Source organism: Candidatus Epulonipiscium viviparus, assembly GCF_030708075.1.
Taxonomy (GTDB): Bacteria; Bacillota; Clostridia; order Lachnospirales; family Cellulosilyticaceae; genus Epulonipiscioides; species Epulonipiscioides viviparus.
In genome coordinates this window covers 2,342,742-2,367,741 of sequence record NZ_CP117982.1, presented here as the reverse complement: position 1 = coordinate 2,367,741, position 25,000 = coordinate 2,342,742, and the positions used below count along the sequence as shown (strand labels likewise).

Annotated in this window: 25 protein-coding genes (1 of these 25 running past the window's edge); 4 read left to right on the top strand and 21 right to left on the bottom strand. The window is 35.8% G+C overall.

The annotated features are described in order from the left end of the window. Positions 1-938, top strand: the 3' portion of a protein-coding gene (locus PCY70_RS09855) for a transglutaminase domain-containing protein (RefSeq protein WP_305767222.1). The gene continues 886 nt to the left of window position 1, outside the view; 938 of the gene's 1,824 nt are visible here — the last part of the coding sequence; the start codon falls outside the window, past its left edge; its stop codon occupies positions 936-938. Positions 939-1,037: 99 nt separating this feature from the next. Beyond that, a complete protein-coding gene (locus PCY70_RS09850; protein ID WP_010165789.1) occupies positions 1,038-2,147 on the top strand; it encodes a CAP domain-containing protein in 1,110 nt (369 codons plus the stop codon). A gap of 83 nt (positions 2,148-2,230) precedes the next feature. Here PCY70_RS09850 and PCY70_RS09845 read toward each other — a convergent pair whose 3' ends face one another. The 3 genes from PCY70_RS09845 to PCY70_RS09835 all read right to left on the bottom strand — a co-directional run bounded on the left by PCY70_RS09845 (position 2,231) and on the right by PCY70_RS09835 (position 6,264). Continuing rightward, a complete protein-coding gene (locus PCY70_RS09845) occupies positions 2,231-3,241 on the bottom strand; it encodes a hypothetical protein (protein ID WP_305767221.1) in 1,011 nt (336 codons plus the stop codon). An 89-nt stretch (positions 3,242-3,330) separates the two neighbouring features. Further along, on the bottom strand, positions 3,331-4,659 hold the full coding sequence (locus tag PCY70_RS09840) for an alkyl/aryl-sulfatase (RefSeq protein ID WP_305767220.1): 1,329 nt from the start codon (positions 4,657-4,659) through the stop codon (positions 3,331-3,333). A 42-nt stretch (positions 4,660-4,701) separates the two neighbouring features. Further along, positions 4,702-6,264 (bottom strand): sulfatase family protein, encoded by a 1,563-nt coding sequence (locus PCY70_RS09835; protein ID WP_305767219.1) that lies wholly within the window; start codon positions 6,262-6,264, stop codon positions 4,702-4,704. Between the two features lie 171 nt (positions 6,265-6,435). Between PCY70_RS09835 and PCY70_RS09830 the strand changes: the two genes are divergently transcribed. Continuing rightward, entirely contained in the window at positions 6,436-7,284 is an 849-nt protein-coding gene (locus PCY70_RS09830; RefSeq protein ID WP_010165795.1) for an undecaprenyl-diphosphate phosphatase, read from the top strand. 83 nt (positions 7,285-7,367) lie between these two features. Here PCY70_RS09830 and PCY70_RS09825 read toward each other — a convergent pair whose 3' ends face one another. Both PCY70_RS09825 and PCY70_RS09820 read right to left on the bottom strand, forming a co-directional pair. Next, positions 7,368-7,595, bottom strand: coding sequence for a hypothetical protein (locus tag PCY70_RS09825; protein ID WP_305767218.1), 228 nt, complete (start codon positions 7,593-7,595; stop codon positions 7,368-7,370). 122 nt (positions 7,596-7,717) lie between these two features. Continuing rightward, entirely contained in the window at positions 7,718-8,089 is a 372-nt protein-coding gene (locus tag PCY70_RS09820) for a hypothetical protein (RefSeq protein WP_305767217.1), read from the bottom strand. Between the two features lie 230 nt (positions 8,090-8,319). Here PCY70_RS09820 and PCY70_RS09815 point away from each other — a divergent pair, with 230 nt between their 5' ends. After that, positions 8,320-8,514, top strand: coding sequence for a hypothetical protein (locus tag PCY70_RS09815; RefSeq protein WP_029487725.1), 195 nt, complete (start codon positions 8,320-8,322; stop codon positions 8,512-8,514). 40 nt (positions 8,515-8,554) lie between these two features. On the opposite strand, the gene PCY70_RS09810 is transcribed toward PCY70_RS09815, so the two are convergent. The 16 genes from PCY70_RS09810 to PCY70_RS09735 all read right to left on the bottom strand — a co-directional run bounded on the left by PCY70_RS09810 (position 8,555) and on the right by PCY70_RS09735 (position 24,877). Beyond that, positions 8,555-9,085, bottom strand: coding sequence for a hypothetical protein (locus PCY70_RS09810; RefSeq protein WP_010165799.1), 531 nt, complete (start codon positions 9,083-9,085; stop codon positions 8,555-8,557). A gap of 149 nt (positions 9,086-9,234) precedes the next feature. Beyond that, positions 9,235-9,708 (bottom strand): NUDIX hydrolase, encoded by a 474-nt coding sequence (locus PCY70_RS09805; RefSeq protein ID WP_010165800.1) that lies wholly within the window; start codon positions 9,706-9,708, stop codon positions 9,235-9,237. A gap of 77 nt (positions 9,709-9,785) precedes the next feature. Then, positions 9,786-11,159, bottom strand: a complete 1,374-nt coding sequence (locus tag PCY70_RS09800; RefSeq protein WP_305767216.1) for a penicillin-binding transpeptidase domain-containing protein — start codon at positions 11,157-11,159, stop codon at positions 9,786-9,788. After that, positions 11,113-12,468, bottom strand: coding sequence for an FtsW/RodA/SpoVE family cell cycle protein (locus tag PCY70_RS09795; protein ID WP_305767215.1), 1,356 nt, complete (start codon positions 12,466-12,468; stop codon positions 11,113-11,115). The genes PCY70_RS09800 and PCY70_RS09795 overlap by 47 nt, the downstream gene beginning before the upstream one ends. A gap of 13 nt (positions 12,469-12,481) precedes the next feature. Beyond that, positions 12,482-14,689 (bottom strand): U32 family peptidase, encoded by a 2,208-nt coding sequence (locus PCY70_RS09790; protein ID WP_305767214.1) that lies wholly within the window; start codon positions 14,687-14,689, stop codon positions 12,482-12,484. Next, a complete protein-coding gene (ruvB, locus tag PCY70_RS09785; RefSeq protein WP_029487727.1) occupies positions 14,689-15,675 on the bottom strand; it encodes a Holliday junction branch migration DNA helicase RuvB in 987 nt (328 codons plus the stop codon). Before ruvB ends, PCY70_RS09790 begins: the two co-directional genes overlap by 1 nt. Before the next feature lie 9 nt (positions 15,676-15,684). Continuing rightward, a complete protein-coding gene (gene ruvA / locus PCY70_RS09780) occupies positions 15,685-16,239 on the bottom strand; it encodes a Holliday junction branch migration protein RuvA (RefSeq protein ID WP_242650829.1) in 555 nt (184 codons plus the stop codon). 45 nt (positions 16,240-16,284) lie between these two features. Further along, entirely contained in the window at positions 16,285-18,381 is a 2,097-nt protein-coding gene (locus PCY70_RS09775; protein WP_305767213.1) for a polyribonucleotide nucleotidyltransferase, read from the bottom strand. 157 nt (positions 18,382-18,538) lie between these two features. Further along, complete coding sequence (gene rpsO / locus PCY70_RS09770; protein ID WP_334290630.1) at positions 18,539-18,805, bottom strand: 30S ribosomal protein S15; 267 nt, start codon at positions 18,803-18,805, stop codon at positions 18,539-18,541. A gap of 101 nt (positions 18,806-18,906) precedes the next feature. Beyond that, on the bottom strand, positions 18,907-19,818 hold the full coding sequence (locus tag PCY70_RS09765) for a bifunctional riboflavin kinase/FAD synthetase (RefSeq protein WP_305767212.1): 912 nt from the start codon (positions 19,816-19,818) through the stop codon (positions 18,907-18,909). A 1-nt stretch (position 19,819) separates the two neighbouring features. Then, positions 19,820-20,692, bottom strand: a complete 873-nt coding sequence (truB, locus tag PCY70_RS09760; RefSeq protein WP_305767211.1) for a tRNA pseudouridine(55) synthase TruB — start codon at positions 20,690-20,692, stop codon at positions 19,820-19,822. 3 nt (positions 20,693-20,695) lie between these two features. Continuing rightward, positions 20,696-21,046, bottom strand: a complete 351-nt coding sequence (rbfA, locus tag PCY70_RS09755) for a 30S ribosome-binding factor RbfA (protein ID WP_010165818.1) — start codon at positions 21,044-21,046, stop codon at positions 20,696-20,698. Between the two features lie 28 nt (positions 21,047-21,074). Then, positions 21,075-23,645, bottom strand: a complete 2,571-nt coding sequence (infB, locus tag PCY70_RS09750; RefSeq protein ID WP_305767210.1) for a translation initiation factor IF-2 — start codon at positions 23,643-23,645, stop codon at positions 21,075-21,077. 193 nt (positions 23,646-23,838) lie between these two features. Then, complete coding sequence (locus PCY70_RS09745) at positions 23,839-24,273, bottom strand: hypothetical protein (protein WP_305767209.1); 435 nt, start codon at positions 24,271-24,273, stop codon at positions 23,839-23,841. Positions 24,274-24,363: 90 nt separating this feature from the next. Further along, on the bottom strand, positions 24,364-24,627 hold the full coding sequence (locus tag PCY70_RS09740) for a hypothetical protein (RefSeq protein ID WP_305767208.1): 264 nt from the start codon (positions 24,625-24,627) through the stop codon (positions 24,364-24,366). Further along, positions 24,611-24,877 (bottom strand): hypothetical protein, encoded by a 267-nt coding sequence (locus PCY70_RS09735; RefSeq protein ID WP_305767207.1) that lies wholly within the window; start codon positions 24,875-24,877, stop codon positions 24,611-24,613. The genes PCY70_RS09740 and PCY70_RS09735 overlap by 17 nt, the downstream gene beginning before the upstream one ends. Between the last annotated feature and the right edge of the window lie 123 nt (positions 24,878-25,000).

Here is a 25,000-nt window from a genome sequence, read left to right as displayed (position 1 = left end):
GTTGGAATAAAGTCAATTCTGAAGTGTTTTATATAAAAAATAATCAATTCGCAAATGGCGAAATTATTATCAATGGTCTAAAATATTATTTTCAAAATGGTCACCAACAAATAGGCCCACAAAAAGTTGGCAATACTTATCACAATTATTTAAAATCAGGAGGCATTGAAGGTTGGAATAAATTTAATGACATTATATTATATCTCCATAACAACGAATTAGCTGACGGTGAACTCACTATTGATCATAAAAAATATTATTTTAATAATGGAATACAGCAAATAGGATTGCAAAAAATTGAAGAAGATTATTATTATTTTTTACCCGAAGGTGGTGTTTATTCAACTGGAGATCTTTTTACTACTCCTTTAGGTACCACATATCTTTTTTCAACAGATACTGGAAAAGCATTGACAGGTTGGCAAACTGTTAACGGAAATAATTATTATTTTTTAAATGACGGAGTAATGGCTAAAAATATCACTATAGATATATATACTATAGATAACAATGGAATATCTAAAAAAAATCCCGCTACCCTTGATAACTTAAATTATTATTTGAAAGCTTTACTTGATCAATATGGGCACACTTTAACTGGTGCTTTTAACGCAGTACTTGCTACTATAACATATACACAAATGGATCCACCACAAACAACAGAAGAAGGAGCAATCCAAGTATTCAATACTGGCAAAGGATTTTTCTATCAATATGCTGCATTAGCTTATGAACTTGTTAATTATCTTGGCTATACTGCTTTACCTATTACAGGCATCGGTAGACTGGGTACTCAACATTCTTGGCTTGCAGTAAAATATCCTGACGGGTGGTACTATCATGACCCTCTTTATCGCAGCGAGCGCTATTCATATAATGAATTAGTCAGCATGGGGTTTAAATGGCACAAAAGAGAATTACTCACTTTGGCAGTATAAAAATAATATCTAACAAATTTGCTCACCAATTTGTATAATACGCAAATTGGTTTCCATATAATCTTTATTGTATAATAATAAAACAAAGGAGAAATTAATATGTTTCAAAAAAAATTTAAAGCACTTGCAATTACCACTTTTGCTAGTTTCACTTTAGTATCCACACCAACAACAGCTGCTCTAGCCCCTATTACAGCCGTATCTATCGACCAATTAGCTCCTATACTAAATCTCATTAAATACACATCTACATATGATAGTCTTACACCCCTCGAAGATAAATTAGATATATTAGGAAAATTTTTACGAACTAAATTATATAATAACACATATGAAGGTGCAGAAGCTTTTGTAACAAAGTATGGCATACAAATTGATGGATATAATTTTAAATTTAGTTTTTCCGATTTTAAAGCTTTTTATAAAGAACTTTTCGGACTAGATCCATCCCTTAAAATAAACACTACATTTAATGGCGCAACACTCATTATGTCTGATACTTCTACCAATATGGAACCTGAAACAACACTCCAAATAACTGACAGCGAAATTATCCTCCATAGCAAAGCTGCATATGCCAACTTAATATACACTACTGAATATGCTGCAGAAATAACAAACTATTTAGGAGACAACTTATATAAAATTAAAATTTATCAATACTCTACTGCCAATGAAGAAAAACAGCTGCAGACTACATACGACGCATTGGTCAAACAAGATTTATTAACATATGTACCTTTATTACTCACTGAAACAGAAATCTCTGATACAGCTTTAGATCTAACTCCATACTTTGCACCATCTACTTCGACGAATGATGAAATCATAGAAGAAATTCTTCAACTTGTCAACGAAGAACGTATAAAAGCTGGCATTCATCCATTAGAACTAGATTATGAACTTACTAAAGTAGCTCAAATCAAGAGTACCGATATGCAAGAGAATCAATATTTTAGTCATGAAAGCCCTACATATGGCTCCCCTATTACAATGATGGAATCTTTCGATATTTCTGGATGGAATAAAATTGGCGAAAATATAGCAATGGGGCACAAAAATCCAGCTACAGTTATGAAATCTTGGATGAGTAGCTCTGATCATAAAGCTAATATTTTAAAAGAAGAATATACACATATAGGCATTGGATATGCAGATGAAGAAAATTACTGGACACAAATTTTTATTGGAATGCATAATGATATTTAATTCATATTTTCTATGCATGACATCAAAATAAATCTGCCTAGCTTATTTAGCAAAACTAGGCAAATCCTATTCAAATTTATACTCTATCTATACATTGTTAAACAAACAGCCTTTTTATAAATGAACTCTTCTAAAAAATCCACTTTCAAATCATACACATTGGCAAATTTCTGGGCCATACGATGCTTTTCAATCTCAAATTCTCTTTTACGGTCCATATTTAGCAAAGTTTTATTATTGCGTATCTCTTCATTAATTTCTATTATATCTTGCACTGCAATAATGGCTCTTGTAGCCTCTCTTCGCTTATAAAAGTGATAAAAAAAATTCGAAAACTCTATAATAGCACCCTGTTCTGAAATTGTATCCGCTGTATATCCATTTGTAAGCAACGTAGCCATTTCAAACCGTTTAGTAAAATAATCTTTATGCGATGATGGAATCGACGCATCTATAATATAAATATGCGTACGAATATCTCCACCTTTCTCATTCTTAGTTTGATATGAAACTTCCTTAACATAATTTTCGATTGCTACTTCTGATTTTGGAAAAAGGTAAAATTCATAATATTCTTCTTTACAATAATCCCTTGAATCGTCCAACGGAGCTTCTTCCACTATGCTCAAAAATTTATCTAAATGCTCTCTCCTTAATTCATCTAAATAAATATTTATGGTAACATGTGAGCGAGGATAAGGACCTCCACCCATATAATATGTTGCATTCAAACTTCGTCTTTCACTATCAAACTTAATAGTTCTTTCCTTACAATCCACAAAAATATATTTATTTGCTAATGCACCACATACAAATGCATTTATACTTGGTGAAACCAATTCTGTAGCCCAAATGTAGTTATTTTTTCCTACTATTGGAATAAACAATCCCATCTCTCCTACATATGAAATTCCTTCCGAGATTATTTCCTCTTGGGAATATTGCTTACATCCCAAAAAATCTGGATTCACTAAATATGTTTGGGGATTACTACCTATATATTCTTGGAGAATTAAATTTCTTTTCTTTCCAATGACAATAGTTGAATAGTCTTCAGTTTCTAAAATTACTCTATATTTTTTTAATAACTCCATAACATACAAATCCTTTTCTAGGTATACTTGTATTTAGATTGTTGACAATAATTTAATTAAATATACACTCAAAAAAAATAATTTCATTTTTAACCTATTTTCTTTGCCGCATCTTCACCAAAACCAGGCATTTTTGCAGGTTGCATTTCACCTTTCAAAAATTTTGCCACTGCCAAATAATAGTGCCTTCCATTCGCACTAGTTTGCATCCTGCCTAAAGCATATAACGCCTCAGCCTTAAACTTTTTAGCTGCAACAACTTCCACTTGCGCATCTAATAAAATATCGCAAAGCTCCGCAGCCCACTGGTATTCATCCTTTGTATCCATTGCAATTGCCTTGTTCACCTCAGCAACCACATTTTCTGCACCACCCATCATTGCAATAGTCTTCAAAGCCTTTTTATTAGAATCAATATGCCCCAAATGTGTCGGATTCCCGTCATACCATCCCAAGTACCCCGCAAATATTGCTCGAATCGACCATTCTACAGTTCCATAATACTCCTGCAAATAAGGAAGTTTTGCATACTGTTCTGGCAACACAATTTCCTCCACAAGTTCTTGAGCTGTTTTTCCAACATTCATACCCTCTAACGTTTTCAAAAGTACATACTCTATCGCATCAGCATAGTTTGAAAGTGTTTCTCTTACCTTTTCTTTACCTATTATAGCTCTAGTATGTCCTGGTAACAAATATTTTGCATCGTATACAAGCATCATTCTAAGAGCCTGAACCCAACCACTAACATCTCTATACTGACTACCACGAATAGCATACAAGTTAGGCCATGATTCATAAAAATTATCTCCGCAGCAAAGCACTTCATATTGCGGAAAATATACAAATACTTGATCATCAGTTTCTCCATGAGCTGCAACTATAACTGTCGCTATTCCATCTAAATCGAGCTCAGTCACTTCTTCTGTCAACCATTTAGTACATTTCAAATTACTCTGCTTATCAACATTATTATTGCGCGGACCTACCCCAACGCTAATTATTTCTTCCGGAGTCAATCCTCTTCCAAACTGCCTTGCTCCTCTCACTTGACAAATCTCTTTAATCATTTCAGTATGCGCATACTGCGAAAACGCCGGCTGATGCCCGTATATTTCTGGGTCATCTACTGCAAATGCTGCAGCTCCCCCCGTATGATCAAAATGAGTATAATGAGTATAAATTATATTTTTAATCGGCTTATCAGTAATCTTTCTCACCTCTACCATAGCCTCTTGCGCAACGCCCATTCCATTCAGTGTATCAACTAGCACACATGATTTATCACCAACTACTAATATACACGTACTTCCACCATACCCCAAAAAGAAATATACATTATCACAAATTTTAGTTATACCCTTGGGAAATCCCACTTTTGCTTGCTCAATAAGTTTTTGCTCACCCAAAAATTCCATCATTATCTCCTTATACAAATAATTTTTATATCATACGAAATATTATCTCCAATTTATCTGAAACCAATTATCATCTGCAACATTTTTTTGTTTTTCCCCTACTGTACTGCGACCATTGTCAACTACCTTTGATAGTTCGTCGATCAAATTTTTTGCAACATCTGGGTATCTGTCAATTATATTTTCCTTTTCTGCTGGATCTTTTATAATATTATAAAGTTCGAATTTTTGACGAGCAACAATATTGTCAAATATGTCTGCCATAAACTGTGCATCTGTTCCACCATTTTCAACACAATTTAATTTATACGCACCTTTTAAAATTCCCAAAAATCCTGTAAATCCACTATATACTGTAGATTTTCTTGCACACTCATTTGTCCCTTCCCACAATTTTAAATTGCTAAACGAATCCTCTGCCACATCATCTGCCAACCTAACACCTAACACATCAGCAAACGTTGCAAAAAAGTCTGTATTGCAAATATTGGTATCGCATCTAGATCCTGCTGAAATTTTATTAGGATACGAAACAATCGTCGGCACTCGATGCCCACCTTCATATAAAGACAATTTATATCCTCGATACAGATAACTTGGAAAATGTCCATTTGCTTCCAATAATGGAATATCAGCCACTCCAGAGCAACCATTATCACTTGTAAATACGAATATTGTATCTTCAAATATACCCTTTTCCTTAAGTTTTTCCACAATTTGACCAACATAATAATCCGTTTGCAATACTACATCTGCATATGCATTCAACCTTGATTTTCCTTTAAAATTTTTGTTAGGCAGCAACGGTCCATGCACTGCAGGAGTTGGATAATATATAAAAAATGGCTCTTCATCATCACTAAATTTATCTATCAGCTCTAAAACTTTTTCCTGCATATCGTCCAAAACTTGTTCATGATCAAACCCTTCTGCAGTAGGACCGCATTGCCATTTTTCTTGCATCTTAGCCGTTACCCTATTTAATACTATCTCTCCTGAAATTTTCGTGGGTTCAAACAAAACCTTATTATTTTCTATATAAGTAAACGGAGGTTGATCCAGTGATGCTGCCATTCCAAAAAAGTAGTCAAATCCATAATCATTTGGGCTTACTAGCAGTGGCTTTGTATAATCTATATCCAGTCCTTCTACCCAGGTGGGAAGCAACACCCCTCGAGTAATAGTATCCAAATCTCTTTCTGGAATATCTTCATAATATTTTTTGTCCATCACAGGGTTGTCTCTAAAATTTTCTTTCAAATTCCATCCTAGCCCCAAATGCCACTTACCTACACAAGCTGTAGAATATCCATTTTGCTTAAACAGATCTGCCATCGTCATTCTATCTCTTTCTATTAAAGGCATGCTATCTCCCGTAATTACAGAATATTTCAGTCTCGAACGAAATGCATATCTTCCGGTCAATAATCCATACCTAGACGGAGTACAAACAGACGAGCTCGAATGTGCATCTGTAAACATCATACCCTCTTTTGCCAGTAAATCAATATTATCTGTGTTAATTTTTCCTTCACTATTAAATGCCGAAATATCTCCAATACCCAAATCATCTACAAACATCAAAATTACATTAGGTTTTTTCATTCTTTCACTCCTATACATTTATACTTATTGGCTTACAATTAAATTTTACTCTTATACAATTTAATTTTCAATATAATATCCTATTTTTTTCATAATCTTTACATTTTTATAATATAATCTTAGTACAAGCACTAAAGCTATAAATAAAATATTTACAAAGGAGAATTTATCGTGGACTTATTTTTTATGATTAAAGCCGGAGTTCTTGGCATTGTTGAAGGACTTACAGAATTTTTACCAGTTTCATCTACTGGACATCTAATAATATTTTCAAACTTGTTAGACTTTTATTCACACACAAATAAAGAATTCGTAGACATGTTCAACATGGTAATACAACTCGGTGCTACCCTTGCTGTTGTATTTTTATATCGCAAAAAAATTATGGATACAATAATTAATTTGTTCCCCTCCCAAAATACACCTCCCAAAAATAGTGGAATGTACTTTTGGTTGATGATTTGTATTTCATGCATCCCTGCTGCTGTTATTGGTATTCCTTTCGACGATGCAGTACAACATTATCTTTTCAATCCGCTTGTAGTTGCCATTGCATTGTTCGTTGGTGGTGTCCTCATGATTCTTGCAGAAGATAAGCTCAAAAATCATAGTCAACGACCCCTCACTGCTATAATTATTACACCAAAACAAGCGATAATTGTAGGGCTCTTCCAAGTCTTTTCTATAATTCCAGGAGTATCGCGATCAGCATCAACCATTATTGGAGGTTGGGTAGGCGGTCTAGGAACAGTCGCTGCTGCTGAATATTCCTTCTTCTTGGCAATTCCGGTTATGTTTGGACAAGCATTTCTAAATCTTTTAGATGCGCAAGGTACCCTAGTACCTAATGAATGGGCAGCGCTCTTCGTTGGTTTTTTAGTTTCATTCATTGTTGCCATTGCCGTAATTGGTTCTTTTCTCGACTTTTTAAAGAAAAAACCCATGAAATATTTTGCGGTATACCGAATGATCTTTGCTTTTCTCGTATTGGCCTATGGTCTATTTTTTCCTTGGCAATAAGCTCTATAACAAAAGGTGATACAATCCGGTCACCTTTTTCTATGCAATAAAAAAGAACCTGCACACTCAGGTCCTTTCGCTCATTATTTACTTTCACTCATCCAACTTTCAACTTTTTCTTTCACAGCTTGTTTCAGAGTCTTGGCTTCTTCTTTCGTCAGTTGTCCTGAATTTTGACCTTCTTTTATCACTTTAGAATATTCCTTAATCAATTGTTTTCTAAATTTTTTAACAGAAATCTCAGAGCTTTCCAATACATCAACTAATTTTTTGCCTTCTTTTATCTGTACTTCTAAGTCCTCTTGCTTCACTCCTAAAGTAATTAAAGCCGATTGAATTACTTTAAAATTATCAATTGTAAATGCAGTGGTCGTATCTGTTGTTTCAGTTGCATCTTCTTTCTTTCCTTCTTCTTTTTTGGTTTCTTCTTTAGTTACTTCTCCTTTAGTTGCTTCTTCTTTTTTGCTTCTTCTTTTTTTGCTTCTCCTTTTTTTGTTTCTTCTTTAGTTACTTCTTCTTTTTTTGTTTCTTCTTTAGTTGCTTCTTCTTTTTTTGTTTCTTCTTTAGTTGCTTCTTCTTTTTTCGTTTCTTCTTTAGTTACTTCTCCTTTAGTTGCTTCTTCTTTTTTGGGCTCAGTTGCAGTTGAAGGTGTGGGAGCAGCTGGTGCTGATGTAGGAATTGTCTCAATTAGATTATTTCTGGTTGATGTATTCGCTCTTGGACAACTACTGCAAGCAAATGCCGGAGTCGCTCCAACCACCAGAGACATTACAATGGCTACAGATTTTAACTTATTGTTTTTCATAGTCACTTCCTCCTAAATTCTTATATATATTTAGGATGTGATTTTTTTAAATTTCTATTCAACCAAATTTGTCCAATTAAAAAATTTTTTTTGTATATTTTTAGACTTTTTGTAGATACTATGTAATGATAGTTTTTCATCAAAACTTTAATCGTCCCATCTCTATTCAGAGTAGGACTTTTTTTAACTCTACACACAGCAACAAGTTAATTTTAGAAAGGGGTAACACTATGTACAGCTATATAAAATGTAATAACTGCGGCTATGATTTATCTGGTCCCGAACTATTATCTAACGCAGTAGACACATCTATCTTCAATAGCACCGCGATGCACAGCGATTTATCAGTGTTGGAGCTTAGTCAAAAATCACAAGATGATATTATATGTCCTTTTTGTGGTCAAAAAGGGAACTGGTCTTTCTAGACCAGTCCCCTTAATATTTAGGCTTTGCCCATTTTTATATCTACTCTGCAAGTAACATCTTATTTATATTATGTAAAATATACTCTCTGTCAGTAGTTACATCATAGAAGCCTTTTCCGCAATATAGTCTTTGTATATCAATTGTACGCATATCACTAAGTTGCAATCTAGTAAGCATACCATTTTTAAAATCACTAACAGCAATATCAAGTTGAAACTCTGGGTCAGGAGGCAATGAATTTGCTTTTACAGATGTTGTTGGAATAATTATAAACTTGCTCTTAAAATACTTAAATACATAGCACCAATGCCCACCATATAATTCTTTTGGAAATCCTCTTGTTAAGTTAAAATATGCTAATTGATGAACCTTAGGCAATTTTTTAGGTCTATAAAATGTTGTCGAAGGATCACCTGTTTGTTTTGGTGCCAAGCTATCGTAAAAATACGATAGTTGTCCTACTTGATATTTAATATCTGTTACAAATCCTGCAACATCTGGATAATTTTTCATATTGGACAACGCTTCTCCTATTTCCTTCATTTCTTTTTGTATCTGATTAGGATCCATTTTTTTAAATCCCCTTTCTTAATAGTTTTATACCTTCAGTTGATTATATCATATTATGTAGTAAAAAGGAAATACATTTTTAACATTTCCATAAACTACATAAAAACTAAAAAAAAGAAAAAAAAAGAAGCCGTAGCTTCTATTCTTTTCTAGTTTTGCTTATAATAAAAACTTCCTTCATCTTTACTAAACCATTGATTATTTTTTCGCAATTCCAAATACGCATTATAAGCTTTTTTTAGTACATATCTTTCGTCTGAAAATTTTAATAAATGATACGCCTCATGATATTTATAAAATCCTGCATCCAAAAAATATTCCTCTCTTTGTGGTTTAGTATAGAAACTGGTCGTCTTCATTAAGTACCAATGAACACTTTTATTTATCACATCATCATTTCCCTGAAATGAATATTGACTTGTCCCAACATACTTAACAATATTTGCATTTACCCCAGATTCTTCTTTCACTTCTCTCACAGCCGTCACCTGATGAGTCTCTCCTATCTCTACAGTTCCTTTAGGAAGCACCCATCCTACATATTTATTTTTATAATCTTTATAAAGAATCAGTAGCTTTCCTTTATAGATAACCACTCCTCCACAACTGACAGTTTCTATCATATTCTCACCTGTCTTCCTACAAGAATGCCAATTAGAGTTATTATAAACACTTTCAATCTTTTTTACAACAAAATTTGTTAATTCCTATTATTTTCTAAAAAATTTACAACGATATCTTCTACAATACCAACAGCTTCACCCTCCAAATTTTCTACCACAACAGCAAATGCTATATAATCTTCTCTATCCTGTGCAAATCCCAATACCCATGAATGCGCATCACCATTTCCATTTTCAGCAGTGCCAGTCTTAATTCCCACTGTTGCTGGTATACCGCTTAATGCTCTTCCTGTCCCTCCATTAACTACACCTATCATCAAATTTTGAAGATTCATTGCCATTGCCGTATCAAAAATACTGTCCACTTCTTTTGGAGTGTTTCTCTTTTTCCCTGCTATATGATCCACCAAATATGGTTCCATCAATACACCTTCATTAGCAATTACCGAAGCAATCATCGCCATATGAAATGGTGTTACCAAAGTTTTTCCCTGCCCCATATATGTTAATGCCTGACTAAAAACATTTTCATCATTTTTATCAAATCGACTAGGCTTTACAAGAATTTTTGTCGGAAGCTTTGTATCAAATAAAAATTGTTTTGCAATACTAGATAATTCTTTATACGAAATATAGTTTCGCAGATTTATAAAATAAGTATTACATGAATATTTAAACGCTTCGCTCAAATTCATCATTCCATGAGCCGTATGATCATAACACTTTATCACTTCTCCATCTATGATAATTTCACCAGTACAGTTATAAACAATATCTTGATATGTTTCAGGGAATTTTTCCATAATGCCATATGCTGGTAATATTTTAAAAATCGAGCCTGGAGGATATAGTCCTTGAGTTGCACGATTGAGCAGTGGATTGTCTTCTCTATTTCGTACTACTTCTAAGTTTGCTGTATTAGGATTAAAAGCTGGAGCCGAAAACATTGCTTTAACCTGACCCGTTTTGGGTTCTATCACAACCGCCGCTCCACGATTTTTAGCAAAAGCCTTTTCAACAACTTCCTGCAGCTCATTGTCCAATGTCAGGTACACATCATGTCCTACAAACTTCTCCTTAGTAAATAAATTTTTCAAAATTCCCAAAAAAGTATAAGTAGGAGACAATAAAGTTTTTGCATAATCTTTTTCCAATCCATATTCTCCATATCCCAAGTATCCTACACTCGTATTATATCTGCCATCATATATATAATCTCTAACTTCATCTATATTTTGGGTCAATACTACCCCATTGCTATCATAAAAATTCCCTCTTAATATTTTATCTTCCATCAAATTCAGCCTTTGGTTATACGGACTAAGTCCCAACTCGCTCCATACGGCAATATACACAACTCTCACAACACACAGTCCTAATATAATACCCCAAAAAATTGCTATATTAATTATTGATTTTCTTCTTTTGGCCACTCGTTGTTTTTCGTTCATTTTTTCCTCTATTTCCTTTGTTTCTGCCCTTATTTAATTTATTATCATAACTCGGTAAATAAAATAAAACAACTACCATAACTACAGAACTCAAAATTGATGAACCACCATAACTCACAAACGGAAGAGTCACTCCAGTCAAAGGAATAATCTGTAAAACTCCACCCAAAATTAAAAACGATTGCAATGTTATAAACGAAACACACCCAATCGCTATATACTGTAAAAATACGCTTTTCACATCTAAGGCTATCGCAACACCAAATATTCCTAAACAAAAGTAACTAAATATTACCAAACAAGCTACAATCACTCCCAATTCCTCAACAATAGCCGTAAAGATAAAATCTGTCGTTACCAACGGAATACTTTTGGGTGTTCCAAGCCCAATCCCACTCCCTAATACTCCCCACGTTCCCATAGCAAACAGCCCCTGAGCCATCTGATACCCACTTCCCAACACATCTCTAAATGGATCCACCCAACTCAACACCCGCTCTTGCACATGCGGAAAAGCCACTACAAAAATAGCCGCCCCCACACCACAAACAATTCCACCTGCTAATAAATATCTTATATTCATCGTATAAATATAAAATAACACCAAGAAAACTCCTATATATAAAAACGCAGCCCCCAAGTCTCTTTGAATCAAAAATATTAAACATATTCCAGCAGTTAACGAACCTAATATCCAAATGGATTTTTTTAATTTTTTCTCACTCAATAAATATGCGGCAATTAAAATATACATAACCTTACCTATTTCAGAAGGTTGAAACGAAATATTTCCAATATTTACCCAATTCAATGCCCCATAAATTCGTCTTCCCAACACAAAAGGAAGCAACAACAAAATTATTATAGCCGGAATATACAGTTTTATAATATGCTTATTTATTACTAATGGAAACATTACAAAAACAACGTTTGCTACCAACACCGCAATTGTCAAAAAGATTATTTGCTGCCTTGCAAGTTCACAATTGAGCCTATTTAACATTATCATAGATATGATCACCAAAAATACAATCACCGAGCCCATCAACTCTAGCTTGTCATTCATCACCCAATAAAATGTTGTTATAATTATTGATCCCAACACCCAATTAACCAACAAAGTTGAAGCTTTGTCCCAGTTTTTTAACATTATAATAAACATCGGTATCGAAAATAATGCCATCATCAACTTATATAATAAAGTATAAGACACATTAACTCGTATTTTTTCCTTAGTCAAAATCAAAACAAATATCACCACAGCCAACGAGCTTATAATATATCTACTAAGCAAAATCAATAAATCCAATATATCCCACCTTTCAATAAATAAATTCTCTAATAATTTTTCTTATCTCCTCTACACTTTCAATCGTAAAATCTAGCCGCACATTATCTGTAAAACCTCTCAGTTGCACTGGCTTACAACTAAAAATCTGCATCACACACGCCTCACAATCAGTTTTAATCATCCAATTTACATTTTTTCTATCCTCAATATAAAAATTATCTTTGTTTCCGCATTGATTAACATGATCTAGCAAACATTGCTTACTAGTCATCACAGGATAGTATCCATAAATCACCTTCTGAAAACCAACCTCATTATAGACTTCTTGAGACAGCGTTATCTGTCTAGCACCAAGGTTTTTATAAAATTCTGCATGCTCACTATTACAAACATTCAAATTATAGTCTACCTCAAAATCTATACCCAATCTACTTAATAAATTTACTTGTCCCAAAGTTTTACACAAAAATGAAACCTCATAAGTAGCAGCCAACTCCAACAAGTCTCCCTTATACTTTTCCAACAATTCAGAAGACATAATCTGTGGCAAAACAACTACAATTTTTTTACCCACGTTTCTTACCAGCTCTATAACAACTACGCATTTATCAAATTTATAGTCAAAAGGATAATAAATAGTATCAATCTTTTCAAATTCCAATACAGCTTCCAATTGCTCTTTCGTTGATACCTGAACTGCTACTTTCGCCGATATCTCCTCCGTCGCAACAGGTACATATTCTTTCACTTCTATAGCATCTACTTTCACTATTGCTGCCATTAATTTTTCCACTGCGATACGTTTTAAATCATTCATCTTAGCAATCGATAAAAATACATTTTCATCCAAATTTATTTCTATAGATTCTATTTCAAATGGTGTATTTCCCAATTTCCTTAATTTTTCTTCTATTTGCACTTTTGCTATCGGAGCATTAATAGCCTCTTCCAAAGGCTCACCAAAAACTTGTATTTTTATGTTCTGACAAGTCAAGCTAAGAGCAATAGGTTTTCCTATTCTTCCCAAAAAATATGCGTCAATTTTACGCTTTCTCGTCTGCTTTTCATATGTTTTTCTAAGAGATTTAATTAGATTATGATTTTTTGTAATATATACTTCAGCTTCTGGCTGCGCATAATCCAATTTTATGCCAAACTCTCCATTCTTCTTATAATCTTTATTCAATCCAATCCCAACATGTTTTCCGCTATTCCAAACTTCTATTCCATCTCCTTTGTTCAAATCATACTTCGTATAAATCGAAGCCATTTTAGTCTTTTTATCATACTTAATAACTTTCCCAATCTTCAATCCAATATTTTTTGGACTAATTTGAGACATCATTTCTACTCCCGGTTTTTGCTTATAATAACCCGTCGAAAAGTTTCCTCTATTAAAAATAGCCTTCAAATTATCTATATCCATCTGATCAACCGCATAGCTCACGTTATCCAAATATTTCCTGTAAGTACCCACCACTCCAGCCACATACTCTGCAGATTTCATCCTACCCTCTATTTTAAATGAGTCAATTCCCGCTTTGATCAAATCTGGCAAAATTTCCAACGTACAAATATCTTTTGACGAAAGCAAATGCATATCATCTGCAATACATTCATTATTTTTATATAAACTATACATCATACGACACGGCTGCGCACAGCTTCCACGATTTCCGCTCCGATCTCCAATCACGCTACTTAACAAGCATTGTCCCGAATACGAAAAACACAATGCGCCATGCACAAAAGTTTCAATTTCTATATCCACCTCTTTCTTTATTTTTATTATCTCCGCCAACGACAGTTCTCTCGCAAGCACCACCCGGCTCATTCCGTTCTCTTTCAAAAACAATACATCTTCATAACTATGCGCACTCAATTGAGTACTGGCATGCATCTTCAAATTTGAAAAATACTTTCTAACCATATTTACAATACCCAAGTCTTGAACAATTATTGCATCTATTCCCAAATTCTGCAGCTCTTTTAACAATTGATATACTTGTACTAACTCATTTTCCCTAACCAGAGTATTAACAGTTACGTAAGTTTTTACACCTCGCAATTTACAATAATTTATCAACTCTTTCATTTGTACATAATCAAAATTATCTGCATTCACTCTCGCATTAAAGCTATTTCCTCCAAAAAATATAGCATCTGCACCATTTTCTACCGCCGCATATGCATTTTCAATTTTACCCACTGGTGCCAGTAATTCCACTTTATTATCCATCATTTACTCCTAATTAATCTCTCTGCCGCCTCTGTCAACATTCTTCCACTACGAGTTCTCTTAATTAAACCCTTCTGCAACAAATAAGGCTCGTACACATCTTCTAATGTTTCAACTTCTTCTGCCAAAGTTGCCGCCAATGCGGATAAGCCCACCGGCCCTCCATCAAAAGTATTCTTTATTGTTGCTAATATTTTTCTATCCAATTCATCTAAACCATATTCATCAAGCCCCAACAGCTCTAATGCCATCACACACTCCGCATCACCTATTTTCAATTTGTCATATTTAATTTCCACTATATCTCGCACACGTTTCAAAAATCTATTAGCCAGTCGCGGTGTTCCTCTCGCGCATTTTGCAATCTCCATCGCTGCAACTATCTCTATTGGTGTATTCAATATTGCTGCAGTTCTCATTATAATTGCAGTAAGCTCATCTAAGGTATAATATTCCAGCCTTTGAATAATTCCAAATCTGTCTCTAAGCGGTGAGCTTAAGAGTCCCGCCTTAGTTGTTGCTCCAATCAAAGTGAATTTCGGTAAATCCAACCTTATCGATTTCGCCATTTCTCCTTTTCCCACCAATATATCTATATAAAAATCCTCCATTGCCGAATAAAGAACTTCCTCAACAAATCTAGGCATCCTGTGAATTTCATCTATAAACAAAATGTCTCCCGATTTCAAATTGTTCAGTATTGCCGCAATGTCACCTGGCTTTTCTATTGCAGGGCCCGATGTCACTTTAAACCCCGTTGCCATCTCATTTGAAATAACTCCCGCAAGCGTTGTTTTTCCCAACCCAGGCGGTCCATAGAGCAACACATGATCCAACGACTCTTTTCTTCTCTTCGCTGCCTTTATAAAAATCTCCAACGACTCTTTTGCGGCTTCTTGGCCAATATATTCTGCCAATGATACTGGTCTAATCGTCGTTTCACTATCTTCCAATTGCAATTCTGCCGATAATATTCTCTTGTTCATATCCACGTCCTATATAAGCACTGCCAATGCTTTCTTAATCGTATCTTCAATACTGTCGCTATAATTATATACCGCATTTACCGCTCTAGCTGCCTGTTTTTTATTATATCCCAAAGCAACAAGAGCCGCCGTTGCTTCTTCCAATCCATCCACCACAACCCGCTTTTCCAACGTTTTAAATGCCGACAACTTATCCTTCAGTTCCAAAATTAGCCTGCTAGCTATCTTTGCACCTATTCCTGGTACCCTAGTAATTTCCGATGCATCTTCATTCACAATGCATTCCACCAAATTTATGCCATGCAATACAATCAACGCTGCCGCCGCTTTTGGCCCTATTCCATTTACCGAAATCAACTTCTTAAACAGCTCTTTCTCTGCCAATGATACAAATCCATATAAATCATACGCATCTTCTTTTATATTTTCATAGATATAAATTTTTACTTCTGCTACATCGATTTTTCCACACATAAAAATTTCATACCCTATTCCATTCACTTCTAACAATATTATATTTTCAAACCTTTCGGCAACTGTTCCCACCAAATATCCTATCATCATTCCTCCTACAAAAAAAACCTCACATTTTCATGCGAGGTCCTCATTTTACTTAGGTAACAAAGCTTTTCTTGATAGATTTACTCTTCCTTGTTTGTCTATTTCAATAATTTTAACCTCAATGCTGTCTCCAACTTTTAAAACGTCTTCAACCTTTTCCACTCTATTATGCGCAATCTGTGAAATATGCACCAGTCCTTCTTTTCCAGGTGCCAACTCTACAAATGCTCCAATGTTTATAATCTTTACCACTTTGCCCAAAAATACTTGACCAACTTCCAAATCCTTGGCAATTCTTTCAATAATTTCTATGGTTCGTTTAGCGCTAGCCTCATCATTTGTACAAATTGCTATTCTTCCATCGTCTTCTATATCAATTTTTGCACCGGTTTCTTCTATGATTTTATTAATGGTTTTACCTTTTTGACCGATAATTTCACTGATTTTATCTGGGTTCACTTTAATTTGAGTAATACATGGCGCATATTTAGACAATGTTTCACGAGTTTTATCAATTGCCTTCAACATAATTTCATCTATAATATATTCTCTCGCTATTCTTGTTTGTTCAAATGCACCTTTAATTATTTCATATGTCAATCCATCTATTTTCATATCCATTTGTATTGCTGTAATTCCGTTCTTACTTCCTCCAACCTTAAAGTCCATATCTCCAAAAAAGTCTTCTAGTCCCTGAATATCTGTTAACAATACAAAATCCTCGGTACTTTCTCCCGTTACCAATCCAACCGAAATCCCTGCAACTGGCGCCTTAATCGGTACCCCTGCTGCCATAAGCGCAAGTGTCGAACCACATATACTAGCCTGAGACGTCGAACCATTAGAGCTCAATACCTCCGATACCAATCTCATTGCATAAGGAAATTCTTCCTCAGTAGGCAATACCGGAATCAATGCACGCTCCGCCAAGGCACCATGTCCGATCTCTCGTCTTCCCACAGATCTAGGCGGCTTTGCTTCACCCACCGAAAATGGCGGAAAATTATAATGGTGCATATATCTTTTCAACACATCCAGTTCATCCAGCCCATCAATAATTTGAGCTTCGCTAAGAGGTGCCAAAGTCGTAATGGTCAACACCTGAGTTTGTCCCCTAGTAAACATACCAGATCCATGAACTCTAGGAATCAAATCCACTTCTGCTTTTAGAATACGCATTTCATCGAGCGCTCTGCCATCTGGTCGCTTATGATCTTTCAAAATACTATCGCGAACTATCTTCTTTTCATATTTATAAAATGCGTCTTCGACATATGGCATAGCATCTATATCTTCTTCTGCCATCACTGCCTTCACTTCTTGTAGCAACTCTTCAAGCCTCATACCACGCGCTAACTTATCTGTTGTAAAAATAGCTCCTTCCATTGCCGGTTTACCAACTATTTCACAAACTCTGTCATATATTTCCAGCGGAAGAGTATACTTTTCGTAATCATATCTTTTGGGCTTTCCGCAGTCATCTCTAATTTCACTAATAAACTTCACAATTTCTTGATTCGCTTGATGCCCCTTATATATTGCTTCTAACATCACCTCTTCTGAAATTTCGTTTGCCCCCGCCTCTATCATCATAACCTTGTCTTTAGAAGAAGACACTGTCAAAGCAAGCTGACTTTTTTCTCGCTGCGCCATCGTGGGATTAATCACAATCTCTCCATCCACCAAGCCAACAAAAACCGATCCAACCGGCCCATTAAACGGAATCTCTGATATGTCTAAGACCAAAGATGCCGCTATCATCGAAGTAATTTCTGGTGAGCAATCCTGTTCAACAGACATAACAGTAGTGGTTATAACAACATCATTTCTATAATCCTTTGGAAACAAAGGTCTAAGAGGTCTATCAATCACTCTCGATGTCAACACTGCTTTATCCGATGGGCGACCTTCCCTTTTTAGAAATCCTCCCGGAATTTTTCCAATAGCATAAATCTTTTCTTCGTAATTTACACTCAGTGGAAAAAAATCTATTCCTTCTTTTGGTTTATCACTCGCAACAGCCGTTGCCAAAATACATGTTTCACCATAAGTTACCAGTGCCGCTCCATTAGCAAGCTCCGCCATTTTCCCAATTTCAACCTTAAGCTCACGCCCCGCAAGCTCCATTTTATACGTTTTAACCACCTTAAAACCTTCTTTCTATATTTTGTTAAGCTCCACTTGTGCAATTTTCCCATAATTTAATTAATTTTTCAATTTTTTAAACTCTCGCAAAATTGCACACCAAGTGAATACTTTTTATAATAAAAAAAGAGGCGGAAATCCACCCCCCTATTTGATATTATTTTCTTATTCCTAAGTCCTTAATAATAGAACGATATCTTTCTATATCCGACTTAATCAGATAGTCAAGCAAACCACGTCTTTTACCAATCATCAGGAATAAACCACGACGAGAGTGGTGATCTTTCTTGTGAGTTCTTAGATGCTCAGTTAAATGATTGATTCTTTTTGTCAATAGCGCTATTTGCACCTCTGGTGAACCTGTATCATTATCTGTCCTCGCATATTTTTTTATAATCTCTTCTTTAATCTCTTTTGTCATAATTGTATTGCCTCCTAAATTTGTCTGTCCATACACCAAGAAAAGGTCGGAGATTCCTATCTCTGAGTGATGGCGATTTTTCACTTTGATAGTATATCATAGCACTAGAAGGTTGTAAAGTCTCTGAGAGTTTTTTCTTTATCGGTTATAATTTGCATCTTCAAGTCATTCAAATTTACAAACTTTTTTTCCGGACGAATAAATTTTAAAAAGCTTACTTCTATTTCTTCATCATAAATTTCTTTCTCAAAATCAAATATGTTACTTTCTATCATCTTAACTTTACCACCAACTGTTGGATTATATCCTATATTAGTTATTGCCAAAAATTCTTTATTATATACTTTAACTTTCGTGGCATAAACTCCATTTTTAGGATACAGAACCCCCTCTTTTGTAGAAATATTTGCCGTTTTAAATCCTATAGTTCTTCCCAGTTGTTTACCTTTAATAACTTTCCCTACAATTTTATAAGTATATCCCAACAATTTACTAGCGTCTTCTACTGCACCCTCGGCTAGATATCGTCTAATTTGTGTGCTCGAAACTTTTTCACCTTCTAGCATAAGCTTTTTAACTACACACAAACGCACTCCTTTTTTCTCACACATTTCTGCTAGCTCCGCAATGCCCGCTTTTCTCTCTTTGCCAAATCTATAGTCTTCTCCCACTACCACCACTTTGGCTTTCAAATCTTCTATAAGTATTTTATCAAAAAAATCATATGCATTCATATTGGCCAACTCCAAAGTAAATGGATATTCTACAAAAACATCCACTCCTAAACTTTTCATAACCTCTATTTTATCTCTCGTTGGCGTAATAATTTCTTTCTTTGCCCCGCTCAATATCCACGTTGGATGTGGAAAAAATGACAAAGCCAGCACATCCATGTCACCCTTTGTCTCCACTGCTGCTGCAAAAAGCTTTTGATGCCCCAAATGCACCCCATCAAAATTTCCAATCACCACAATACTATCAGATTGTCGCACTATTTCATTAATATGATATTCCAACTTACTTTCCCTCTTTATAAAACATTTTTTCAACTATCAATTTCTCACCAGACCATTTGTATAACCCTATAAAGTGATTCATATAATCATAAACTCTAAAAAATAGACCCGCTGCCGCTATTTTTAACTCCAACGGGTTTCCATTATACAAAAATTTATTATAGCTTTTATCCACCACCACTGCAGGATATTGTTCAAACATCTTTTCTATAGAAATCAGAATTTCCTCTGCGTTCAATTTTTCTAATTGTTTTAATGTTACGCTTTGTTCAATATCAAATTCGCCAACTCTCGTCCTAGTCAACTCTCCCATATGTGCGCCACATTTCAACTTTCTGCCTATGTCCGTACAAAGCGTTCTTACATATGTCCCCTTAGAACAAACAACTCGAATTTTAAATCTTCCATCTTTTAACGGACTCATCTGCTCCAATTCCAAAATTTCAACCATTCGTGACGGTCTGTCAATCACAATGTTTTGTCTCGCCAACTCATACAGTCTCTGCCCATTAATCTTTATTGCAGAATACATAGGCGGCGTCTGCTCATACGCTCCCACAAACCTTGCCAACACATCTAACACCTGCTCATTAGAGACTTCCACCGCAAACTCTTCTACCACTTCTCCAGACGCGTCTTCTGTTGTTGTATACGCTCCCAATATTACTTCGGCTTCATATGTTTTATTCGCATCCGACAAATAGGGCACAATCTTCGTTGCCTCTCCTATACATATAGGAAGAACGCCCGTCGCATCTGGATCAAGCGTCCCTGTATGACCAATCTTTTTTTGTCTTAAAATCCCACGTGCCTTTGCCACAACATCATGGGATGTGAATCCTTTTTCCTTATATATATTAATTATTCCGTCCACAGCTTATTTGTCCATCACTTCATGAATAATTTTTGCCATTTTTATTCCATATGCTATCGAATTGTCTAACTTAAAGGAAATTTCTGGTGTATTTCTCAGGTTTATACGTCTCGCTAATTCTTTTCGTATAAATTTTGATGAACCATTTAACACGTCTAGCACATCATCCTTTTTATTATCTTGCAGCACACTAATAAAAATTTTCGCATTTTTCAAGTCTGTTGTTGTATCCACTGCTGTCACACTTACCATTATATCCTTCATTCGTGCGTCTTTTATACTATCTCCTCTTATTATCTCTGCAACTTCTTTTTGTATCTCTTCATTTACTCTAATTATTTTTTGGTTTGCCATAACATCCTCCAAAATACAAGCATACACATTATCTTTTTATTTCTTCCATCACAAAGGCTTCCACTATATCGCCCTCTTTTACATCGTTATATTTTTCAAAGGTAATTCCACATTCATATCCCGTCGCTACTTCTTTCGCGTCGTCCTTAAATCTCTTCAATGTATCGATTTTTCCTTCATATATTACAATGCTGTCTCTAACTATTCTCACTCCAGAATTTCTGGTAATTTTTCCATCTTTAACATACGATCCCGCTATGCTAACACCAGACACCTTAAATATTTGTCTCACTTCCACATGCCCAATCACAACTTCCTTATATTCTGGGTCGAGCATACCCTTCATTGCCGCTTCGATATCCTCTATTGCCTTATAAATAATTCTATACATTCTAATATCGACTTTTTCACGTTGCGCTACAGATGCAGACGTCTGGTCTGGTCTAACATTAAACCCAATTATAATCGCCCCAGATGCTGACGCTAGCGTAACGTCCGATTCTGTAATAGCCCCTACTCCTCCATGAATTGTTCTCACTCGCACTTCTTCTGTTGACAGCTTTTCCAAACTCGATCTCACTGCTTCTACCGATCCTTGAACATCTGCCTTAACAATCAAGTTGAGCTCCTTCACTTGTCCTTCTTGAATTTGGCTATACAAATCATCCAACGAAACTTTTTGCGGAGTATTAATCACCATTTTTTCTCTGCCTTGAGCTTTCACTTTTTCGGCCACTTGTCTTGCTTGCTTATCATTATTGGCAATATAAAACATATCCCCGCCTATCGGTACTTCCGAAAGCCCCAAAATTTCCACCGCTGTCGATGGTCCTGCTTTTTTCACTGGCTTACCTTTGTAGTTATTCATGGCTCTAATTCTGCCATATGTTTCCCCTACCACAATCGGGTCCCCTATTTTCAATGTTCCGTTTTGCACCAATACCGTCGCGACAGGTCCTCTACCTTTATCCAACTCTGCCTCTATAACTGTTCCACGTGCCTTTCCAGACGGATTTGCTTTCAGGTCCGCCATTTCCGCAACCAACAAAATCATCTCCAACAGGGTATCTATTCCCTCTTTCTTTAATGCAGACACATGTACGCAAATCGTATCTCCGCCCCAATCTTCTGCTAACAATCCATAATCTGCTAATTCTTGTTTTACGCGGTCTGGGTTTGCCCCTGGCTTATCGATTTTGTTAACCGCCACAATAATCTGTATATTCGCCGCCTTCGCATGATTAATTGCTTCAATAGTTTGCGGCATCACTCCATCATCTGCTGCAACCACTAAAATCGCAATGTCCGTTACTCTAGCTCCCCTCATTCTCATAGCCGTAAAAGCCTCATGTCCCGGAGTGTCCAAAAACGTTATCTTCTTCCCGTTCAATGTCACCGCCGATGCGCCGATATGCTGTGTAATTCCACCAGCCTCACCAGTCGTTACATCCGTCGAACGAATCGCATCTAGCAATGACGTTTTACCATGGTCAACATGCCCCATCACAACCACTACCGGCGGCCTTTCCACCAATTTCGACGGATCTTCTTTCTCCGAACCAAAAATCTCTTCCAACAAATCGCGCTCATCTTCTTTTTCCACAAGGATATCAAATATTTCGCCGATCATTATCGCGGTCTCGAAGTCGATCTCTTGATTCATATTCATCAACTTACCTTTTTTCATCATAGCCTTTATCACTTCTGTTGCGGAAACTCCAATTTTATCAGCCAAATGCTTAATAGTAGTTGTTGCCCCCACCTCTATTACTTTAATTTCTTCATCCATTTCAGTTATATTATTCTTGTTTTCTGCCATATTTACTACCTTTTCTTGTTTTTTATTTTTGTGTGGCTTTTTAACCTTCTTAGCCAAATCATTCATTTTTACAGCTTTTTTAGCACTAGCATTTGCTGCTTTAGCATCCATCGCTTTCGCTTTTACATCCTTAAATTTACCATTTTTTACATCTGTAGATGCTACATTCTCATTTACAGTTTTCGCATCTGTAGCTTTTACATTCTCATTTACAGTTTTCGCATCTGCGGCTGTTGCTTTCTCATTTGCTGTTTTCACATCTTCGGCTGTTGCTTTCTCATTTGCCGTTTTCTCATCTGTAGATGTTACATTCTCATTTACAGTTTTCACATCCGCGGCTGTTGCTTTCTCATTTGTATCTTTCGCATCTTCGGCTGTTGCTTTCTCATCTGCATCTGTAGATGTTACATTCGCATCTGACGTTCTCACATCCGTAGCTGTTACATTCGCATTTACAGTTTTTACATCCGCGGCTGTTGCTTTCTCATTTGCATCTTTCACATCTGCGGCTGTTGCTTTCTCATTTGCATCTTTCACATCTGCGGCTGTTACATTCTCATTTACTATTTTTACATCTGCGGCTGTTACATTCGCATTTGTATCTTTCACATCCGCGGCTGTTGCTTTCTCATTTGCTGCTTTCACATCTGCGGCTGTTGCTTTCTCATTTGCATCTGTAGCTGTTACATTCGCATTTGCCGTTTTCTCATCCGTAGCTTTTACATTTGTATTTACAGTTTTCGCGTCCGCAGCTGTTACATTCTCATTTGCCGTTTTCACATCTGTAGCTGTTACATTCGCATTTGCAGTTTTCGCATCTGCGGCCGTTGCTTTCTCATTTGCATCTTTCGCATCTGTAGATGTTACATTCGCATTTACAGTTTTCGCATCTGCGGCTGTTGCTTTCTCATTTACATTTTCACATCTGCAGCTTTTGCTTTCTCATTTGCTGTTTTCTCATGCTGTTACATTCTCATCTGCTTTCACATGTATTTACATTCGCATCTGCCGTTTTCACATCCGTAGCTTTTACATTCGCATTTGCCGTTTTCACATCCGTAGCTTTTACATTCGCATTTACAGTTTTTACATCTGCGGCTGTTACATTCTCATTTGTATCTTTCGCATCTGCGGCCGTTGCTTTCTCATTTGCATCTTTCACATCTGCGGCCGTTGCTTTCTCATTTGCATCTTTCACATCTGCGGCTGTTGCTTTCTCATTTGCATCTTTCACATCTTCGGCTGTTGCTTTCTCATCTGCCATTTTCACATCTGCGGCTGTTGCTTTCTCATTTGCTGTTTTCTCATTTGCTGTTTTCTCATCTGCAGCTTTTACATTTGCATTTACAGTTTTCGCATCTGCCGTTTTCACATCCGTAGCTTTTACATTCGCATTTGCCGTTTTCACATCCGTAGCTTTTACATTCGCATTTACAGTTTTTACATCGCAGCTGTTACATTCTCATTTGTATCTTTCACATCTGCAGCTTTTACATTCTCATTTACATCTTATCTCAGCTTTTACATTCGCATTTGCCGTTTTCTCATCTGTAGATGTTACATTCTCATTTACAGTTTTCGCATCCGCGGCTGTTACATTCTCATTTGTATCTTTCGCATCTTCGGCTGTTGCTTTCTCATCTGCATCTTTCACATCTGCAGCTTTTACATTTGTATTTACAGTTTTCGCGTCTGTAGATGTTACATTCTCATCTGCCGTTTTCACATCCGTAGCTTTTACATTCTCATGCCGTTTTTTCATCTGTAGATGTTACATTCGCATTTGCCGTTTTCTCATCCGTAGCTTTTGCATTCGCATTTACAGCTTTTACATCCGCGGCTGTTACATTCTCATTTGCTGTTTTCTCATTTGCGGCTGTTGCTTTCTCATCTGCCATTTTCACATCCGTAGCTTTTACATTTGCATTTGCCGTTTTCTCATCCGTAGCTTTTACATTCGCATTTACAGTTTTTACATCTGCGGCTGTTACATTCTCATCTACCGTTTTCACATCCGTAGCTGTTACATTCTCATTTACAGTTTTCGCATCCGTAGCTTTTACATTCGCATTTACATTTTTGCATCCGCGGCTGTTGCTTTCTCATTTGCATCTGTAGATTTTACATTCTCATTT

Coding starts and splice junctions, on each gene's coding strand:
- PCY70_RS09850 (WP_010165789.1), top strand. CDS start 1,038: ATGTTTCAAAAAAAATTTAAAGCACTTGCAATTACCACTTTTGCTAGT.
- PCY70_RS09845 (WP_305767221.1), bottom strand. CDS start 3,241: ATGGAGTTATTAAAAAAATATAGAGTAATTTTAGAAACTGAAGACTAT.
- PCY70_RS09840 (WP_305767220.1), bottom strand. CDS start 4,659: ATGGAATTTTTGGGTGAGCAAAAACTTATTGAGCAAGCAAAAGTGGGA.
- PCY70_RS09835 (WP_305767219.1), bottom strand. CDS start 6,264: ATGAAAAAACCTAATGTAATTTTGATGTTTGTAGATGATTTGGGTATT.
- PCY70_RS09820 (WP_305767217.1), bottom strand. CDS start 8,089: ATGAAAAACAATAAGTTAAAATCTGTAGCCATTGTAATGTCTCTGGTG.
- PCY70_RS09815 (WP_029487725.1), top strand. CDS start 8,320: ATGTACAGCTATATAAAATGTAATAACTGCGGCTATGATTTATCTGGT.
- PCY70_RS09810 (WP_010165799.1), bottom strand. CDS start 9,085: ATGGATCCTAATCAGATACAAAAAGAAATGAAGGAAATAGGAGAAGCG.
- PCY70_RS09805 (WP_010165800.1), bottom strand. CDS start 9,708: ATGATAGAAACTGTCAGTTGTGGAGGAGTGGTTATCTATAAAGGAAAG.
- PCY70_RS09800 (WP_305767216.1), bottom strand. CDS start 11,159: ATGAACGAAAAACAACGAGTGGCCAAAAGAAGAAAATCAATAATTAAT.
- PCY70_RS09790 (WP_305767214.1), bottom strand. CDS start 14,689: ATGGATAATAAAGTGGAATTACTGGCACCAGTGGGTAAAATTGAAAAT.
- ruvB (WP_029487727.1), bottom strand. CDS start 15,675: ATGAACAAGAGAATATTATCGGCAGAATTGCAATTGGAAGATAGTGAA.
- ruvA (WP_242650829.1), bottom strand. CDS start 16,239: ATGATGATAGGATATTTGGTGGGAACAGTTGCCGAAAGGTTTGAAAAT.
- rbfA (WP_010165818.1), bottom strand. CDS start 21,046: ATGGCAAACCAAAAAATAATTAGAGTAAATGAAGAGATACAAAAAGAA.
- PCY70_RS09740 (WP_305767208.1), bottom strand. CDS start 24,627: ATGAAAAAACGGCATGAGAATGTAAAAGCTACGGATGTGAAAACGGCA.